Source organism: Amycolatopsis sp. NPDC049252, assembly GCF_043197175.1.
GTDB lineage: Bacteria > Actinomycetota > Actinomycetes > Mycobacteriales > Pseudonocardiaceae > Amycolatopsis.
Map to the genome: position 1 here is coordinate 16,441 of NZ_JBICSQ010000039.1, position 13,600 is coordinate 30,040.

General features: G+C 69.4%; 18 protein-coding genes and 1 tRNA gene. 9 read left to right on the forward strand and 10 right to left on the reverse strand.

Annotation, left to right across the window (positions count from 1 at the left end):
- Positions 1 to 5: 5 nt before the first annotated feature.
- Both ACGFMK_RS30735 and ACGFMK_RS30740 read right to left on the reverse strand, forming a co-directional pair.
- Positions 6 to 878: a helix-turn-helix transcriptional regulator gene (locus tag ACGFMK_RS30735; protein ID WP_392770473.1), complete on the reverse strand. Its 873-nt coding sequence runs from the start codon at positions 876 to 878 to the stop codon at positions 6 to 8.
- 53 nt (positions 879 to 931) lie between these two features.
- Complete coding sequence (locus tag ACGFMK_RS30740) at positions 932 to 1,735, reverse strand: SDR family oxidoreductase (protein WP_392770476.1); 804 nt, start codon at positions 1,733 to 1,735, stop codon at positions 932 to 934.
- Positions 1,736 to 2,157: 422 nt separating this feature from the next.
- On the opposite strand from ACGFMK_RS30740, the gene ACGFMK_RS30745 reads away from it, so the two are divergent.
- Entirely contained in the window at positions 2,158 to 2,325 is a 168-nt protein-coding gene (locus tag ACGFMK_RS30745) for a DLW-39 family protein (RefSeq protein ID WP_086679331.1), read from the forward strand.
- A 32-nt stretch (positions 2,326 to 2,357) separates the two neighbouring features.
- A tRNA-Ala gene (locus tag ACGFMK_RS30750) sits at positions 2,358 to 2,430 on the forward strand.
- Positions 2,431 to 2,544: 114 nt separating this feature from the next.
- Here the strand turns inward: ACGFMK_RS30750 and ACGFMK_RS30755 are convergent.
- Both ACGFMK_RS30755 and ACGFMK_RS30760 read right to left on the reverse strand, forming a co-directional pair.
- The gene (locus ACGFMK_RS30755) at positions 2,545 to 3,936 is read right to left on the reverse strand and encodes an alpha/beta fold hydrolase (protein WP_392770479.1); all 1,392 of its coding nucleotides are present in this window, start codon (positions 3,934 to 3,936) and stop codon (positions 2,545 to 2,547) included.
- 341 nt (positions 3,937 to 4,277) lie between these two features.
- Entirely contained in the window at positions 4,278 to 4,916 is a 639-nt protein-coding gene (locus tag ACGFMK_RS30760; RefSeq protein WP_392770482.1) for a pyridoxal 5'-phosphate synthase, read from the reverse strand.
- A gap of 557 nt (positions 4,917 to 5,473) precedes the next feature.
- Here ACGFMK_RS30760 and ACGFMK_RS30765 point away from each other — a divergent pair.
- On the forward strand, positions 5,474 to 6,010 hold the full coding sequence (locus ACGFMK_RS30765) for a DUF2020 domain-containing protein (protein ID WP_392770485.1): 537 nt from the start codon (positions 5,474 to 5,476) through the stop codon (positions 6,008 to 6,010).
- Between the two features lie 147 nt (positions 6,011 to 6,157).
- Complete coding sequence (locus ACGFMK_RS30770; protein WP_323325307.1) at positions 6,158 to 6,610, forward strand: DUF6918 family protein; 453 nt, start codon at positions 6,158 to 6,160, stop codon at positions 6,608 to 6,610.
- A 62-nt stretch (positions 6,611 to 6,672) separates the two neighbouring features.
- Here the strand turns inward: ACGFMK_RS30770 and ACGFMK_RS30775 are convergent, their stop codons facing one another.
- Positions 6,673 to 7,236 (reverse strand): hypothetical protein, encoded by a 564-nt coding sequence (locus ACGFMK_RS30775; RefSeq protein WP_323325310.1) that lies wholly within the window; start codon positions 7,234 to 7,236, stop codon positions 6,673 to 6,675.
- Between the two features lie 97 nt (positions 7,237 to 7,333).
- Between ACGFMK_RS30775 and ACGFMK_RS30780 the strand changes: the two genes are divergently transcribed.
- Positions 7,334 to 7,849, forward strand: coding sequence for a peptidylprolyl isomerase (locus ACGFMK_RS30780; protein ID WP_392770488.1), 516 nt, complete (start codon positions 7,334 to 7,336; stop codon positions 7,847 to 7,849).
- Between the two features lie 33 nt (positions 7,850 to 7,882).
- On the forward strand, positions 7,883 to 8,839 hold the full coding sequence (locus ACGFMK_RS30785) for a rhomboid family intramembrane serine protease (protein ID WP_392770491.1): 957 nt from the start codon (positions 7,883 to 7,885) through the stop codon (positions 8,837 to 8,839).
- On the opposite strand, the gene ACGFMK_RS30790 is transcribed toward ACGFMK_RS30785, so the two are convergent.
- Both ACGFMK_RS30790 and crgA read right to left on the reverse strand, forming a co-directional pair.
- Complete coding sequence (locus tag ACGFMK_RS30790; RefSeq protein WP_392770494.1) at positions 8,836 to 9,213, reverse strand: PH domain-containing protein; 378 nt, start codon at positions 9,211 to 9,213, stop codon at positions 8,836 to 8,838. The two genes, ACGFMK_RS30785 and ACGFMK_RS30790, sit on opposite strands and share 4 nt — an antisense overlap.
- Before the next feature lie 112 nt (positions 9,214 to 9,325).
- Positions 9,326 to 9,592 (reverse strand): cell division protein CrgA, encoded by a 267-nt coding sequence (gene crgA / locus ACGFMK_RS30795; RefSeq protein WP_020642616.1) that lies wholly within the window; start codon positions 9,590 to 9,592, stop codon positions 9,326 to 9,328.
- A gap of 265 nt (positions 9,593 to 9,857) precedes the next feature.
- Between crgA and ACGFMK_RS30800 the strand changes: the two genes are divergently transcribed.
- Genes ACGFMK_RS30800 through ACGFMK_RS30810 form a run of 3 tightly spaced genes read left to right on the forward strand, consistent with a single transcriptional unit; the run spans position 9,858 to position 11,457 of the window.
- Positions 9,858 to 10,850, forward strand: coding sequence for a class E sortase (locus tag ACGFMK_RS30800; protein ID WP_392770625.1), 993 nt, complete (start codon positions 9,858 to 9,860; stop codon positions 10,848 to 10,850).
- A complete protein-coding gene (locus ACGFMK_RS30805; RefSeq protein ID WP_323325321.1) occupies positions 10,850 to 11,005 on the forward strand; it encodes a hypothetical protein in 156 nt (51 codons plus the stop codon). The genes ACGFMK_RS30800 and ACGFMK_RS30805 overlap by 1 nt, the downstream gene beginning before the upstream one ends.
- Before the next feature lie 20 nt (positions 11,006 to 11,025).
- The gene (locus ACGFMK_RS30810) at positions 11,026 to 11,457 is read left to right on the forward strand and encodes a dual specificity protein phosphatase family protein (RefSeq protein ID WP_392770497.1); all 432 of its coding nucleotides are present in this window, start codon (positions 11,026 to 11,028) and stop codon (positions 11,455 to 11,457) included.
- 121 nt (positions 11,458 to 11,578) lie between these two features.
- On the opposite strand, the gene ACGFMK_RS30815 is transcribed toward ACGFMK_RS30810, so the two are convergent.
- The 3 genes from ACGFMK_RS30815 to ACGFMK_RS30825 all read right to left on the reverse strand — a co-directional run bounded on the left by ACGFMK_RS30815 (position 11,579) and on the right by ACGFMK_RS30825 (position 13,515).
- The gene (locus ACGFMK_RS30815; protein WP_392770499.1) at positions 11,579 to 11,971 is read right to left on the reverse strand and encodes an SCO5389 family protein; all 393 of its coding nucleotides are present in this window, start codon (positions 11,969 to 11,971) and stop codon (positions 11,579 to 11,581) included.
- 99 nt (positions 11,972 to 12,070) lie between these two features.
- Positions 12,071 to 12,805, reverse strand: coding sequence for an ABC transporter permease (locus ACGFMK_RS30820; protein WP_392770502.1), 735 nt, complete (start codon positions 12,803 to 12,805; stop codon positions 12,071 to 12,073).
- Positions 12,802 to 13,515, reverse strand: coding sequence for an ABC transporter ATP-binding protein (locus ACGFMK_RS30825; protein ID WP_392770504.1), 714 nt, complete (start codon positions 13,513 to 13,515; stop codon positions 12,802 to 12,804). Before ACGFMK_RS30825 ends, ACGFMK_RS30820 begins: the two co-directional genes overlap by 4 nt.
- Positions 13,516 to 13,600 lie beyond the last annotated feature (85 nt).

Here is a 13,600-nt window from a genome sequence, read left to right on the forward strand (position 1 = left end):
AGAGGTCACCGCACCGGCTTCTCCTGGCTGGCCGCCCACGACGCCAACAGGGCCAGGCCGTCCGCGGTCGCCGTGCCGGCGGGCGCGGTGTAGACGGTCAGGAGCAGGCCGGGTTCGGCTGGCAGTTCCATCGACTCGACGTCCAGGTCGAGCTGGCCCACCACCGGATGGTGCAGGCGTTTGCGTCCGGACCGGTGGAGCCGAACGTCCTGGGACGCCCACCGCTGCCGAAACAGTTCACTGCGGGTCGACAGCTCGCCGACCAGGGCGATCAGCTTCTCGTCGTGCGGATCGCGGCCGGCTTCCATGCGTAGCTTCGCGGCCGTATCGCGGGCGATCTGGTCGTAGTCGACGAAAAACGTTTTTGCCGATGCGGGATCCAGATACACGAACCGTGCGGTGTTCGCCGGCCGTCGCGGGTCGGCCAGCACCGGTGAAAACAGCGCGCGGGCAAGGTGATTCACGGCCAGCACGTCATAACGGCCGTTGCAAATCCACGCCGGCGCGTCAGTAATGGCGTCGAGCACCTGCTGAAGCGCCGGACGCACCGCCGCGGCGGGTCGCCGTCGGCGTGGACCGCTCGGCGCTCTCGACTGTCGCGCGAGGTGGAACAGGTGGTCGCGCTCGGCCTCGTCGAGTTGCAAGGCAACGGCCAACGCGTCGAGCACCCCGTCGGAAGCGCCGGCGAGGCTACCGCGCTCCATGCGCACGTAGTAGTCGACCGACACCCCGGCCAGTAGCGCTACCTCTTCGCGGCGAAGACCTTTGACCCGGCGATTGCCGCCGTAGGCGGGCAGTCCGGCCCGCTCGGGCGCGATCCGCGCGCGACGGGAGCTCAGGAACTCCTTGATCTCGGTGCGCAGATCGATCTTGGCCACCTCTTCACCGTAAGCCCTGTCCGCGGGCGAAGGGAGGTTCTGCCGGTACCCGCCTAGGTACCCGTTGCCGTCGTGGCGATGCCGCCGTCGACCGGGATGACGGTGCCCGTGAGGTAGGACGCGGCCCGGCCGGCGAGGAACACGGCGATACCCGCCATGTCGTCGTCGCGGCCGAGCCGGCGCAGAGGGGCTTTCGCCGCGATCGTGTCGCCGATGGCATCGAGCGTGGACGCCATCATCTGCGACGGGAACGGTCCGGGGGCCACCGCGTTCACCGTGACGTGCTGTGGGCCCAATTCTCTGGCGAGCACCCTGGTGAGCTGGTGGAGTCCCGCTTTGCTGCTGGCGTACGAGTAGTTGGGCGACTCGGCGACGTGGATGGCGGCGATACTGCCGATGTTGATGACCCGCGCGGGATCATCGGCGGTGCCTGCCCGGCGAAGTGCGGGGAGCAGCGCCTGCACCAGCCAGAACGGCGCCTTGAGGTTGAGGTCGAGCACCGTGTCCCAGGCCTCGACCGGGAACGTCTCCAGCGGCTCGCGCCACATCGCTCCCGCGTTGTTGACGAGGATGTCGAGGCGTTCCGAGCCGCCTTTGACGAGGTCAGCGAGGCGCTGACACTCGTCGTACCTGGACAGGTCGGCGGGGATTGCTTGGACGTCGCCGAATTCGGAGAGTACTTTCTGAGCCTCCGCGCACGCGTCCGCGTCGCGTGAGCTGATGACGACGCGGGCGCCCGCCTGCAGAAGGCCGCGCGCGATCATCATCCCGATGCCCTTGGTGCCGCCAGTGACTAGTGCGTATTTCCCGCTCAGATCGAAAAGGTCTGCGTGAGTGGTGAACTGGTTGTCCGCCATTGGTCTTCGTCCATTCAGTCGCGGAAGCATTTGCTGGCACAAATGCGCGTCCGGTGTATCTGAACGCCGACTCAAACAGGTCGACAGACGTCCCGGGAGATCCTGGTGATCCAGGTACTGCGAGAGCCACCCGGAACGTGACCAGGTGCCGGCAGCAGGCGCGAGCTGCGGATCCGGCCCTGAAAGCGTCCGGATACAGGTCAGCCCTGCCGGGAAGAGAAGTGCCGGCAGGGCTGAGTTGGCGGTCGACCACTTCGTATAACAGTGTTGCGGGGCTCGGTATTTCCGCGGCGGTGTGACGTGGGTTACGTGCGGTGACAGTGGTTCCACGTGGAACACCGCGCTCCGGCACCGGCCGACCTCGCGCCGGGCCGGGTGCAGTAACATCGCGGGGTAAGGGAAGCAATGAGAAGGGGGCTTCGGTGAAGAAGCTGCTGGCACTCGCGGTCATCGCGGGCGGCGTCCTGTTCGTGGTCAAGCGCAACAAGGCGGCGAAGGCCGAAGCCGACCTCTGGCGCGAGGCGACCGCTCCGGTCCCCTCGAACAACGGAACCACCCCGGCCAAGCCGGCGGGCGCTTCCCACAACTGAGTCTCCGTGCGGGCGGTCCGCCGCCCGCGCCCGGGGCTGTAGCTCAATTGGTAGAGCACCGCCTTTGCAAGGCGGGGGTCAGGGGTTCGATTCCCCTCAGCTCCACAACCTGAGGCCCGTGACGAAGGCCGGGTCAGCTGCTGTGCTCGCTGACCCGGCCTTCGTCATGCCAGGCGGCCGTGCCCCTGGCCTGCCCCTCACCTCACGGGCAGGTTCCCCTCAGCCGAGGAAGGCGATCACCGCGTCGCGGCCCGCGTGGCCGCGCTCGCGGTTCTGGATCGAGTGTGACGCTCCGGGGACCACCACCAGCTTCCCCTGCGGTGCCTGCTTGGCCTCCTCCTGCGCCCATTCCAGCGGCGTCGACAGGTCGTGGTCACCGTTCAGCAGCAGCACCGGGACGTTCGGGAGCCGCGAAGACGGGTTGGAGCCGGGACGCTCCGCCGGCCACGGCAGGCAGCTCTGGATGAACCCCTGCTGCGTCGCCACCGCCGTGGTGTACGGCCAGGTCGCCTGCGGCGGCAGCGCGCGCGACGTCAGCGAAAGCAGAGGCTGACGCAACGCCACCGGAGTTGCCGCCGAGCCCCACGGGAAGCGCTGGTCCGCGCACAGCGTCGCCGCGTGGAGGCCCGAGCTGAACGCTGCCGGGTCGTCGCCGCCCGATTTGTACGCCTCCAGCAGCTGGTTCAGCTGGTCCGGGGCGCCCCCGCGGGCTGCGTGCAGGGCGCCGATGATGTCGCCCGCCTCCGGGTCGCGGTAGCTGGGGTCGGCGAACTCGTACGAGACGATCGTGTCGAAGATCTTCACGCCGTCCGCCGTGCTCCGGTGGTGAACTACCCACGCGAGATCGTCGGCCGGGTCGTAGCCGCAGGCCGGCGCCGTCGCGCAGGCCAGGCGCAGCACGCGCGCTTCGGCCTGGAGCCCGGTGAGGTAGAGCGAGGCCGACGCCGTCGCGTGGTGCGGGAGCACCGAGTCCAGCACGACCTTGCTGACGTTGCCGGGGTGCGCGATCGCGTACCGCGCCGCCGTGAACGAGCCGTACGACACGCCGTCGACGACCATCTTCGGCACGTTCAGCGCCTGGCGCAGCTGGTCGAAGTCCGCGACCGTCTGGTCCGTCGAGTACAGCGGCGCCGTCCTGCCGAGGATGCGGGCGCATTCGGTGACCGCGTCCGGCGTCGGCGTCGCGATGTCCGAACTGCCCATTTGCGCCTGCAGGCCCGGGCACTGCAGCGCCAACGAAGGGCCGGTGCCGCGCTGGTCCAGCATGACGATCCGGTAGTCCTTGGCGACCTCCGGCAGCCGCTGCGTGGCGATCCGCGTGATGGTGCCGACGCCGCCCTGCCCGGGGCCGCCGGTGAGGAACAGGAGCACGCCCTTCGGCGCGGTGACGTTGTCCGCGGTCGCGATCGGCAGGTCGAGCGTGCCCGGGACGCGGCCGGTGTGGTCGAGTGGAACGGTCAGGATCGAGCAGGTGAAGCCCGGTTGGCCCGGGCACGGGTGCGAGTCCGTCAGCTTCGGTCGTCCCCCAGGACGCGTGTCGGCCGCGGCCACACCACCGAGTGCGGCGGTCAGCGCCAGGACCAGCCCGGCGGTCAGCAGTTTCGAACGCATGATCCATCATGGCCACACCGGCCCCGGCGCGGAACACCCCCGAACGGCCAGACTTTGCCGGGGCGACAACGCGGTTGCGGGTCGTTCAAGCACTTCCGGTGGTTCTCCGGACGGACCGCCGCGGCCGCCAAGCAGGCCGTCGAATCGCTGGATCTGGTGCCGCTCGACGGCACAGACCTTGCTAGGAAGGGAAGATCGTCTACCGGGCGCCTTGCCTGGCCACCCTCAGCAGTGCGCCGGCGCGGTCGAACGCGCCGGGGACGCCGCGGGCGAGTACGACGGTTAGGCGAATCAGAGCCTCCGTTTTGTCGCATTTCCTGACTACCCGCGCCCCCGGTACGTCAGGGCCAGAGCCGCTCGCGGACCCACTCGCCGTCGGCCTTCCGGTACCGCAACCGCACGTGGCGGCGGTCATGGCTCGCTTGCCAGAACTCGACCTCGTCCGGGTCCACCAGGAACCGCGTCCAGGTTTCCGGGGCGACACCCGGGTTTTCTTCGACCCAACGCGCGGCTTCCGCGGCGGCGGTGTCGAGTTCGGCCGGGTCGTGCAGCACCTGGGACTGGTGCCCGATGAACGCCTCGACACGCGACGCGGGCGGCCGCGCCAGGAAGTCCTCGGCGGACACCTCGGGCGCGGCGGGGGAGACCGGCCCCCGCAGCCGGACCTGGCGGCCGCGGCCGGGCCAGAAGAACGTCAGCGCGGCGCGCGGATCCTTGCGCAGCTGCAGGCCTTTCGGGCTTTCCGAGCTGGTGGCGACCGCCCAGCCGCCGGGGCCGACGTCCTTGAGAATCACCACCCGCGCGTCGGGCGCACCATCGGCGTCCACAGTGGACAGTGTGACGGCGTGCGGCGCCAGTACGTGCTCACCGGCTTCGGTCAGCCACTCCAGGAACAGCTCCCGCGGCTCCGGCGGTGCCGTCTCCGGTGTGAACACGGGCAGTTCTTCGGGGAACGAGGGCCATCCACGCAACGCGACCATGTCAGTAACCGTACGGAGGCCGGCCCTGAGGTGGGTAGTACGGCTGCTGTTGCTGCTGGGCCGGCGGGAGCTGCTGCTGTTGTTGCTGCTGCCACTGCACCTGCTGGTACACCTCGGCGGGCTGCGGGAAGCAGTACGTCAGCTTCGCGCGGCGTCCGGGTACACGCGCTGGCCGATGAGGCCGGCGATGACGACCGACCCCGCCGTCCAGCCGAGGTCCCCATGACGTTCGCGCGGGCGTGCTGCGTGGCGCGGCTGGTGAAGTCGTACAGCGCGGCGGCGTTGACCTCCGGGATGGCGCAGGCGACCACGCAGTAGTTCATCGTCGTGAGCATCACCGACTCGGTGAACAACCCGACCACGGCGACCGCGGGCCCGAACTGCACGGAGTTCAGCCGGCCACCGCACCGAGGTACTGCTCGGAAGTGAGCACGCCGGGGACCTCCCCCACCGAAGACGGACACCGCCCGGCCATGCTCCCACGCCGGGTCAGCACGTGAACTTGAACTGCCGACCGCACTCACTCGTGTGACTGGACATGGTTGACTGAGCACGCTATGCGACGACGACTCGTACTTCTCGCGCCCGCCGTGGCCCTGTTGGCCGGCTGCAGCGCCACCCTCGTGTCCGGGACCGCGACTCCCAGTCCGCCGTCCAAGTCCGCCGGTGCGGCCGCGGGCACCGAGCTGCCGCCGGACCCCCAGCCCGGGGAGACCGCGGACTGCCCGTACCTCGACAGCCAGTTCGTGGCCGACGCGAACGGTCAGCACGTTTCGAAGGTGCGAGTGTCCGCCGACCAGCCCCATCCGGCGTGCTTCTTCTACCGCCCGGACGGCAAGATCCAGCTGACCGTCCGGATCTACGTCGGCGACGCGGCGGTGGCAACGGCGCTGGTCAACAAGGCGGCACCGGTCGAGACGTCCAACCCGGCGTCCGACCCGACCGGCTGGAAGGGCGGCTACCAGTCCACCGACGACGGCGCCGTCTACGCGGTCTCGAAGGGGGCGACGGCGGTGGTCGCGACGACGAACCAGAAGCAGAGCGTGAAGGCACGCTCCGTGGTCAGAAAGACCATCTCCGCCCTGAAGCTCTAGGTAGTCGTAGCCACACGGGTGAGTGAAGTTGATCTTGTATTACCCTGTGCGTCACGCGCAGGCTTCGTGGACTCGCGCACCGCAGCCGCCGGGGAACCCCCACCCCGGGGCGGGGCACCAACTCTGCAACGACAAAGGACAAGATTCGTGGCTGACACCCTCAAGGACATCCTGCTCGACTCCAGCCGTCGCCCGGCTGTCGTGAGCGACTTCGAAGGCCTCGTGGACGCCGAGGTCTCGGACAAGGGCGGCGTTTCGGGTGCCGTCGTCAAGACCGGCTTCGCCGCGGTCAAGAAGATCAAGCCGGGCATCATCCCCTCGGCCGTCGACACGCTGCTGCCCGACTTCGTCGTGGCGCTCGAGCCGTTCTACGGCGACTACAAGGCCAAGGGCGGCAGCGACTTCGGTGCCTACCTGACCAGCCGCTCGGACGAGGCTTCCGACGCGCTGCTGAGCGTCACCGACTCGCGCGCCGAGCGCAGCAGCCGCGACAGCATCAAGAAGGTCTACGGCAAGCTGCGCCCGAACGGCAAGAAGAACGTCGAGGAGGCGCTGCCGCGTCTCGGCCAGCTGGTCGACAAGCACGCCGCCGCGGTCTGATCACCACCTGAGCACGACTGAAGAGGCCCCCGGTGCACCCCGGGGGCCTCTTCGCGTCGTCTTCAGTTCTTCTTTTCGGCCGGCGTCGAGGACGGCGACTTGCCGTTCGCCTGCGGGCTCGGCTTCGGCGCCGGAGCCGCGGCGGGCTTCGCCGCTTCGGCCGGCTTCGGCGGAGCGGGCGGGGTGGCCTTCGGCGGCGCCGGGGCGACCGGCGGCTCCTGCTTCGAACGCAGCACGTAGGCGGCGCCCGCGCCGACCACGACCAGCCCGAGCAGCCACGGCCAGCGACGACGGCTGCGGGTGCCCTTGGCAGCAGCCTTCGCCTCGACAACGGCCGCGGCGAAGTCCTTCTTCGCGGACTTGAAGTCCTTCTTGCCGCGACGCTTCGACTCGCCGGCCGCCTTCGCGGCCTTGATGGCGGCCTTCTTCGCCTTGCGACCAGGCTTGCGCAGCTCGGAGAGCCGGGCGAGGGCCTCCTTGCGGGCGGCCTTCGAGCTCTTCTTGAGCTCCTTGCGGGTCAGTTCCGTCTTCTTCGCGAGCTGCTTCTGCACGCGGCGGCCGGTCTTGGCTCCCTCGGAGACAAGCTTGTCGGCGGCATCGACGGCCTGGGCTGTCGCCCGGGACATGGCCTTCACCTCATCAATCGTTTTGACACTGCTCTGTTGCCCGTAACCTATCGTGCCCCTTTTCCCCGCGCGCCGCCGCAGATGGCACGATGAAAGCGTGAAAGCGACGCTGCACACCAACCAGGGTGACATCAACCTGAACCTGTTCCCCGACCACGCGCCGAAGACGGTCGCGAACTTCGTCGGGCTCGCGGAGGGCACCAAGGAGTACACCCAGCCGAACGCGGCGGGCACGAACTCCGGGCCGTTCTACGACGGTTCGATCTTCCACCGCGTCATCGACGGCTTCATGCTGCAGGGTGGCGACCCGACCGGTACCGGTCGCGGCGGCCCGGGCTACAAGTTCGGTGACGAGTTCCACCCCGAACTGCAGTTCAGCAAGCCGTACCTGCTGGCCATGGCGAACGCCGGGCCGAGCACGAACGGCTCGCAGTTCTTCATCACCGTGGCTCCGACCACCCACCTGAACTTCAAGCACACGATCTTCGGCGAGGTGGCCGACCAGGAGTCGCGCTCCGTCGTCGACGCGATCGGCCGTACGTCGACCGGGCCGGCGGACCGTCCGCTGTCCGACGTCGTCATCGAGAAGGTCACGATCGACCACGAGGGCTGAGCGTCCGGGAGTTTCGGTAGGTTGGTTCCTATCGTGAGCCAACCGCCGAACCCCGCCGCGCAACCCCAGGCCGCACTGCCCGGGTGCTGGTGGCACCCGAACCGCCCGACCGGGCTGAGCTGTTCCCGGTGCGGGCGTCCGGCGTGCCCGGACTGTCTCCGGGAGGCGCCCGTCGGCTTCCAGTGCACCGACTGCGTGCAGGCCGGCAGCCAGCAGCAGCGCCGTCAGCAACGCAGCTACCAGGAAGCCGGCTTCGGCCAGCGCACCGTCTTCGGCGCGCGGTTGTCCCAGTCGGTGCTCGTCACCCAGGTCATCCTCGCGGTGAACGTCCTGGTCTTCCTCTTCACGGCCTTCCAGGCGAAGAGCCTCTCGGACAACGACTTCTCGAACGCCTTCCAGTACGGCGAGCTGTACGGCAGCGCGACCCTCGGCGGCGGCGAGTGGTGGCGGGTCCTGACCAGCGGTTTCCTGCACTTCGGGCCGATCCACGTCGCGGTCAACATGTTCTCGCTGTGGATGATGGGCCGGTCCCTGGAGCAGATCACCGGCCGCGGCCGGTACCTGGCGCTCTACTTCATCTCGATGCTCGGCGCGTCGGCGGCCGTGCTGCTGTTCGACGACCCGCAGAAGTCGACCGCCGGCGCGTCCGGCGCGCTGTTCGGCCTGATGGGCGCCTACGCGGTGATCGTGCTGAAGCTGCGGCTGAACCCGACCGGCCTGCTCATCACGCTCGCCCTGAACGCCTTCATCACCTTCGGCATCCCGGGCATCTCGATCTACGCGCACGTCGGCGGCCTGGTGACCGGGGCGCTGGTCACGGTGGCGCTGCTCTACGCGCCGGAGGTCGACCAGGCGCGCTGGCAGGCCATCGGGCTGGTGATCATCGTCGTCGCGATCGTCGGCCTGCTGGTCTGGAAGGACAGCCAGTTCGCGGCCCAGACCTGCGGCCTCGTCCCGTACCGCGGGGTCCAGCTCTACAACTGCACCTAGCTCCGCGCGCGGAGCGTGCTGAGGACGTCCAGGACGTCCCGCGGGTCCTCGCCGAGCTCCAGCCACCCGAAGACGTACAGCCGGTCGTCGTGCTCGATCTCGAGGGTGACGCCGTCGCGGCCCAGCCGGCGCGTGGTGCGCAGCCGGGTGCGGGTCTCGCCCCAGGGCAGCTGCTGCGTACCGCCGAGCGTCCGCGTCAGCAGGCCCTCGGCGCCGGCGGCCAGCCGGGGACGGACGATCGTGGCGTGCGCCGAGAACGCGCCGACCGCCACGGCGGCCAGCGCGAACAGCACCAGCCCGCCGCGGTCGCCGGTCAGCGCGTCGACGACCACGCCGAGCACCAGCAACGCCGTGAGGGCCCAGGCCGATACCACAACGGCCCGACGCGGTGCCCAAGAGGTGGGGTAGTTATCCACAGGGGTTATCCACACTGGGGATGAGTCACACCGGTGTAATTCGACGTCAAGCCGCCATTTGGAGTAATAATCAGCGCCAGCGCATCGTCATGAGCAGACCCGCGATCATCAACGCGAACCCACCGGCGAAGTTCCAGTTGCCCAGGTCGGCCATCCAGGAGATCTTGTCCCCGGCGATATAGTTCACCAGCAGCCACACCAAGCCCAGGACCATGAACCCGAACATCGGGATCTTCCAGGCGAGGCCGGTGGGGCCTGCGGCCCGCACCTTCACCGGCGTACGCCGGTCGGCAGGCGGGGTGTAAGCGGTCTTCTTGCGGACCTTGGACTTGGGCATCGTGTGATTCCTCGCGGTGCTCTTCGGGCTCGTCAGGTGGCGCTGTCCCGCTGAGGGTGCGCAACCGGCGCCACGTGCACACGTTAACGTAAATGACCGCAGGAAAGCAGCGGCCAGGAGTGGTCGGATTTCCCGGACCGTGACAGCGGCGTCACCCAGGGTTCGACGCGGCTTGAGAGGAGCTTGCGTGGCTACGCGAGAAGGACCGGATGACGACCGGCGCAGACAGCCCGGACAGCGGCCCGCGCCCCAGCGCCGGGCGCCCGTGACGCCTCCTCGCGGCCAGGTGCCGCCGGGCCGGCCCCAGGGGCAGCCACCGCGTCGTCCGCAGGGTCCGCCACCCCGGCGCTACACCAGCCCGGCCCCGCCACCAGGCTCGGCCGAGGAGACCGTCGTGTTCGCCCCGGTCGGCAAGGGCGGCGCCGCGACCAAGGAGAAACCCGCCCCGGCCCCGCTGGGCAAGGGTGGCGTCGCGATCCGGACGGCCGGCGAAATCCTCATCACGCTCGGCCTCGTCGTGCTGCTGTTCATGGTCTACGAGCTCTACGTGACCGACCTGTTCTCGGCAGGCAAGCAGTCCGAGGCGAGCGACCAGCTCGACGGCGAGTGGGCGCACGACCGCACGCTGCACCCCGAGCTGGTCGACGGCAAGGCGTTCGCCCGGATCCACATCCCGACGTTCGGCGTCGACTACAACTTCACCATCCAGGAGGGCACCGACGACGCCGCGCTGGAGGTCGGCCCCGGCCACTACAAGGGCACGTCGCTGCCCGGCGAGCCCGGCAACTTCGCCGTCGCCGGTCACCGCGTCGGCAAGGGTGCCCCGTTCAACGATCTGGACAACCTCTCATCTTGTGACCAGATCGTGATCGAAACCTCGACCGACTTCTACATCTACAAGGTCCTGCCCTACGACGACGAGATCGACGGCTGGGCCGGCGGCAAGGGCGCCGACCCGAAGTGCAAGGGCGTGTCGACCCTGCGTGACACGAACAGTGAGGGTGGCGGCGCCTACAGCGAGACGTTCGGCCGCAAGGTCGTGCTGCCCAGCCAGGGCACCGCGGTGAACCCGGTCCCGTACAAGGGCGCCGACACGCTGCCGAAGGCCCAGCAGGCCGCGCTGCTCACGCTCACGACGTGCCACCCGCAGTTCTCCGCCCAGCAGCGGCTCATCATCACCTCGGTGCTCACCCAGCAGGTGCCGAAGAACCAGGTCAAGGACTACGGCGACCTGCTCTCGAAGATCGGGGAAGCCTGATGTACGGCTGGATCTGGCGGAAACTGCCGGGCCCGTTCGCGGCGAAGCTGACGCTGGCCGTCGTCCTCGCGCTCGGCGTGGTCGCCCTGCTGATGTTCATCGTGTTCCCGTGGCTGGAGCCGCGCCTGTGGTTCAACGAGGTCGCGGTCAACTGAGCTGGTACCCGGACGACCCGGTGTGGAGTGAGGTCCGGCCGGGGCTCTGGATCGGCGGGCACACCCGGTTCGACGCGACGGGTGAGGTGCCGGTGGTCGTCGCGCGCGAGTTCGACGTCGTGATCAGCCTTTACCGCCGCGAAGGGCACGGTCCGCCCGACGGCGTCGAGCACCACTGCTACCCGATCCCGGACGGACCGCTGTCCCCGGAGCAGCTCGAGCAGGTCGCGCGGTTGGCCGTGCTCGCCGCCGCGGCCGTGCGAGCGGGCCGCAAGACGCTCGTGCGCTGCCACGCCGGGTACAACCGGTCCGGCCTGGTCGTCGCGCGGACGCTCGTCGAGCTGGGGCTCGGGGCGACGGAAGCGATCGCGCTCGTCCGGGCGCGCCGTTCGCCACGGGTGCTGCACAACGAGCTGTTCGTGCGGTACCTGGAGAACCAGCTGGCTCCGTGAGGTCGGGAAACGAGCCTCCGGCGCACCGGCGTCTCCCACGTGCTGATGCTCGTGGAGGCGTCCGGTACGCCGGAGGGGACTTACGCGAACATCGCGCGGATCGGCACCGAGGTGCTGCGGGCTAGCAGTCCCGCAGCTCCGGGCTCTGGTTGAGCAGCTGCCCGCGCGGCGAGACGAACGCGCGGTAACGGTCGCCGTCCAGTTCGGAGTTCTTGAACACGGCGACCCGGTGGCAGTTCTGGAACGCCAGCTTGACGCCGAAGTGCCGCTCCAGCCCGCCGCGGATGGCGTCCGAGGCCAGCGCCCTCAGCAGCTGCCCGCGGGCGGCTTCGCTCGGGGGCGGCGTCTCGTTGTCGGCGAAGCCGTCCGTGGCGCCGTCGGCGTCGGCGATCACGCCGGTGATGACTTCCCAGGCGTAGGGCAGGGATTCCTTGACACAACGGACGAACTCGGCGTCGGAGACCTCCCCGCGCTCGGCCTTCTCCAGCAGCGCGGGTGACACGTCCAGGGACATCGAACCTCCAGTTTGAGCAGGGCCACCCTCTTGGCTACCGGCCGGTTGGCCCGGCCACAAGAGAAAACGATGATCATCACCAATATGGCGGAAGCGAGGTCATTCCCAGCGGAAGAGCCGCGCCGCCAGCGCCGTTCCGCCCACCGCGAAGGCGGCGAGCACGAGCAGTTGCAGCGGCTGGACGCCGTTGCCGACCCAGGCGTCCTGCAGCGGCTGCGAGCCCGGCGGGACGTAGTCGCCGATCCGGCGCAGGACCTCCGGCAGCAGCGGCCGCGGCAGGTAGACGCCGCCGAAGAACATGATGGGGAAGAACGCGATCATCGCGAGCCCGCCGGCGCTCTTCGCGGTGCGGGCGAGCGCGGCCGCGATCAGGCCGAGGGCGAACACCGAGATGGCGCCGAGCAGGAGCGTCACCAGGAACGTCAGCGGGTGGCGCGGCAGCGGGACGTCGTAGACGGCGTGGCCCAGCCCGAGCACGAGCGCCACGCCCGCCAGCGCGACGGCGACGTGGATCAGCAGCTGCGCGCCCAGCAGGTTCGCCGGGTGGACGGGTGTCGTGGCCAGCCGTCTCAGCACACCCTGCTCGCGGTAGGTCGCGACGGCGCCCGGGATCGCCTGCAGCGCCAGCGTCGCGAGGCTGACGACGATCAGCGACGGCACCCACAGGTCGATGAACCGGAAGCCGGCGGTGACCTCGCTCGGCTCCGACATGCCGGGGATGGCGCCGATGCCGAGCAGCAGCGCGGGCGGCAGCAGGAGGCCGAACAGCGCCCACATCGGCGTGCGCAGGAAGAGTTTCGTTTCGGTGGCGGTGATCTTGGCGAACGTGGTCACCGGGCACTCCTCGTGAGCGAGACGAACGCATCGTCCAAAGTGGATTCTCCGGCGACAGCACGGAGTTCGGCGGGGGTGCCGGTGGCGACGACGCGGCCGGCGTCGAAGATCGCGACGCGGTCGCAGAGCCGTTCGGCCTCGTCCATGAAGTGCGTGACGAGCAGGACCGTGACCCCGGCGTCGCGGATGGCCTCGACGAGCTTCCAGGTGTCGCGGCGGGCGTGCGGGTCGAGGCCGGTGGTCAGCTCGTCGAGGATCGCCAGCTCCGGGTTCCCGACCAGGGCGAGCCCGATCGACACGCGCTGCTTCTGGCCGCCAGAGAGCTTGCCGAAGTAACTGCGGGCGTGGTCGCGCAGGTCGAGTTGCTCCAGCAGGACGTCGACGTCGGCCGGGTCCGGGTAAAAGGAGGCGAACAGCTCCAGCGCCTCGCGCACCCGCAGTTTCGCCGGCAGCCGGCTTTCCTGCAGCTGGACGCCGACGCGACGGGTCAGCGCCGCGCGGTCAGTCGCGGGGTTCAGGCCGAGCACCGACAGCTCGCCGGCGTCGGCCTGGCGGAGGCCTTCGATGCATTCGACCGTGGTGGTCTTCCCGGCGCCGTTCGTGCCGAGGATGCCGAAGATTTCGCCGCGTTCGACGGAGAACGAAACGCCGTCGACCGCGACCCGGTTGCCGTAGCGCTTGCGGAGGTCGGTGACTTCGATGAGGGCCATGGCGACAACGCTACGAACTCGCGGCCGCCCGCAGAATCCTGCTGAATCCCCAGCTCAAGTAGGGTTTTGCTGACGCCGGGGTAGA